This window comes from Rhodococcus chondri (assembly GCF_036327435.1).
GTDB lineage: Bacteria > Actinomycetota > Actinomycetes > Mycobacteriales > Mycobacteriaceae > Rhodococcus > Rhodococcus chondri.
Window position 1 is genome coordinate 1 of record NZ_JAUZMZ010000358.1, and the last position, 1470, is coordinate 1470.

A 1470-nucleotide genomic window follows, 5' to 3' on the forward strand; every position below is an offset into this window, starting at 1 on the left:
GTGGACCCCGAGCGACTCCGAAATCAGCTCGTCGGAGCGCGACCGGATCAGCTCGAACGACATCGTGCCCGCGCTGCGCACCAGCGACTGGGCAGGTGCGGCGGTCGCGGCGGCCGAGGGACTCGATTCGGCACTGACCCCGTCCAGCGCTCCCGGCACCACCCTGCTCGTCGGCGGCGGTGTCATCGCGGCCGGTGCCGGTGGTGTCTATCTGTACTCGCGGCGGTCGAAGCGCAAGCGCGCCGAGGAAGGCGCGGCACGGGCCGCGCAACTGGATCCGAGCGATGTGAACAGCCTCGCCGCGCTGCCCCTCGAAGGCCTCGAGGTGCATGCACAGAAGGTGCTGGTGGAGACGGACAATGCCGTTCGTTCGAGCTCCGAGGCACTCGAACTGGCCCGTGGCGAGTTCGGCGAAAGTGCGGTGCTGCCCTTCGACCGCGCGTTCCGGCAGGCGCAGGCGGCGCTGGCGTCCGCGTTCGAGATCCGCCAGCGGCTCGACGACGACATCCCCGAGACCCCACAGCAGCAACGCGACATGCTCGTGCAGTTGATCTCGTCGTGCGGGCAGGCCGACCGCGAGCTCGACGCTCAGGTCGAGGCGTTCGACAAGATGCGCGATTTGCTCCTCGACGCCCCGGCACGGCTCGACGCCCTCATCCAACGGGCCATCACGATGCGGGCCCGGCTCCCCCAGGCCGAGGCCATGCTGGCGCAGCTGCACTCGGAGTTCCCCGCCGAAGCCCTCGCTCCCGTCGCGGACAACGTGCGGTTGGCGCAGGAGGAAATCGGCTTCGCCGAGAAGTGCGCGGACGAGGGACGAACCGCAGTGGCCCGACCGGTGGGTGAGCAAGGAGACGCGGTGCGCGCCATCCGCGAAGCCGAGGGTGCTCTCGGGCACGCGGCGACACTGCTCGACGCGGTCGACCATGCCGAGGACGACATCCGGCGGGCGATCGCGACGCTTCCGGAGGCGATGGAGGACGCCGCGCAGGGTATCGCGGACGCCGAACGGCTCGCCGCGGCGGGAGGCGCGGAACTCGCCGAAGCTCGCCGGGCCGCGCAGGAGGCACTCGACCATGCCCGGGCGGCGATGGACACCGATCCGCTCGGCAGCTTCACCCGGGTCGTGGAAGCAGATGCACGACTCGACGCGCTGCGTGCCCAGACCCGGCAGGCCCAGGAGGAAGCGCAGCGCACCCGTCAACGCCTCGAACAGGATCTGACGGCGGCGCAGTCGCAGGTTACGGCCGCGTCGGACTTCATCGGGACGCGTCGTGGTGTGGTGGGCGCAGAGGCCCGGACGCGGCTCTCCGAAGCGCAGCGCCACCTGCAGGCCGCGCAGCAGCTCGCCGCATCCGAACAACCCGGCCAGGCCCTGCAGCATGCGCAGGCCGCAGCGAACCTGGCGGCCAAGGCATTACGCGCAGCCCAGAAGGATGTCGAAAAGTGGGAGACGACCTGCGCTCGCCC

1 protein-coding gene is annotated in these 1470 nt (G+C 70.8%); it reads left to right on the forward strand.

The window, feature by feature from the left end:
* Window positions 1-1470, forward strand: a 1470-nt coding sequence (locus tag Q8814_RS26085) for a serine/threonine-protein kinase (RefSeq protein ID WP_330154821.1), incomplete at both ends; no start/stop codon positions are given.